This window comes from Bifidobacterium sp., from assembly GCF_050874245.1.
Classification (GTDB): domain Bacteria; phylum Actinomycetota; class Actinomycetes; order Actinomycetales; family Bifidobacteriaceae; genus Bifidobacterium.
On sequence record NZ_JBNMKH010000179.1, the window covers coordinates 1 to 1,562 of the forward strand.

At 58.1% G+C, this 1,562-nt stretch carries 1 protein-coding gene and 1 pseudogene; both read right to left on the minus strand.

From position 1 onward, the window contains the following. A partial coding sequence (locus tag ACR0P8_RS09655; RefSeq protein ID WP_432624841.1) for a hypothetical protein occupies positions 1 to 493 on the minus strand: 493 nt, incomplete at its 3' end. Between the two features lie 275 nt (positions 494 to 768). Next, positions 769 to 1,562 (minus strand): annotated as a pseudogene (locus ACR0P8_RS09660) (AarF/ABC1/UbiB kinase family protein); the annotation flags it as partial.

Genomic DNA, 1,562 nt, shown 5'->3' on the forward strand with positions numbered 1-1,562 from the left:
ACTTGGTCCAATCGGGATAGTCGGACTTCCAATATTCCTTCCAGAAATCGCTCCATGGGCCGCCGTTGTTGTACTTGTATTTTTTCTGCGACTGGGTTTTGCCGAAGCTCGGATCGCCGGTCCACTTATTGATGTAGCTGCCGTCGTTATCGCCGATGCCATCGTAGGTGAATTTGAGCGGATGGCCATTGTTGATGCCGGCGCTCTCCTGATCGGAGAGATCCTTATTGTCGTTGGCGTCTCGCGTGGTTGTCCAATAATCGAACAAATCGGTGGACACCGACGATGGATTGATATCGTTTGCAACGACGTGACGCTCGTATGGGTCGGTGGTCTCGCTTGCCGCTGCCACCGCGGTGAACGCCGGCATGGTCAGGGAACCTGCCACCGTCGCCACTGCGACGATAACCGCGAGCAGCCGTCCGCCCGCATGTCCCTGTGCGCCAGCTCCGTATGCATGATGACGGTTCCGAACCGGACGCCGAGAAAACATCACTATCCTTTCGGCACGCAGCAGCGTGCTATCGCCAAGAACACAAAAACAGCCTGTCCCATGCAGAAAATTGATAGACTGTCCGATTTATCAGCTAGCAGGATAGCACACGAAACGAAACCCCCGAATCATGCCATCGTTCTCATGGCGAAACCGCGGCAAGCCCTACGTATCAACCCGTTATACGGCATGCCGCCATCCCCCCGTCATACCTCATTGCACGTCGGGAGTCTCCCGCGGGTACACCGCCCGCACGGCGCCCGCAGGAGACATCGTCAATGCTTCTTCCTACGCCCCTTGATGAGAATGTCGAGCACGATCCAGCATCCCAGCGCGAACGCCACGATGTACCCCATGAAGCCGACGATCGGAATGCCGAACACCACCGGTTTGATGCCCGCATAGTACACGATGGACGATCCGATGAACAATCCGACCACGATCAACGCCATCGTCAGCCTGTTCACCATATCCGACAGCTGCTGGAACGGCTCCTCCGAGCCGACGAGCTCCATATTCACCCTCAACTGGCCACGGGTGAGCATGCGCGTGGCATGCTTCATCTCGGTCAACGCGGCCATCGCATCATGCAGCGCCTGCCGACCTTCGATGGTCAATGATTTCGCCTCGTTCTTCACCATCGTTTCAGGGGTTTGCGAGGCGGCGATATGCGCGGAGATGATCTGGATCATATTGACGTTGGGAATGAACTCGTCGAGCAACCCCTCCAACGTGACCAACGCGCGACCGACCGTGGTGATGCTGCTGGGAATCTCGATGCCGTGGCGCGACGCGAGCTGGGTAAGCGACGTGAGGAACGCCGCAATGTCCAATTCGGACAAATCGACCGTGCCGAACTCCTGGACGACCATATCGAGATCGGCGAGCAGCGATGGGTAATCCTCGCTATCCGGACTGGCGACGGCGAACCGCAGCAGGCTGTCCGCCAAGGCCGGTGAATCCTGTTTGGCGACGGCGAAGATCATATCCTTAAGCACGTTGCGGGTGCGCTGATCCAGCCGCCCGGTCATACCCAGATCGATGAGCACGATCTGCCCGCCGCGCACGA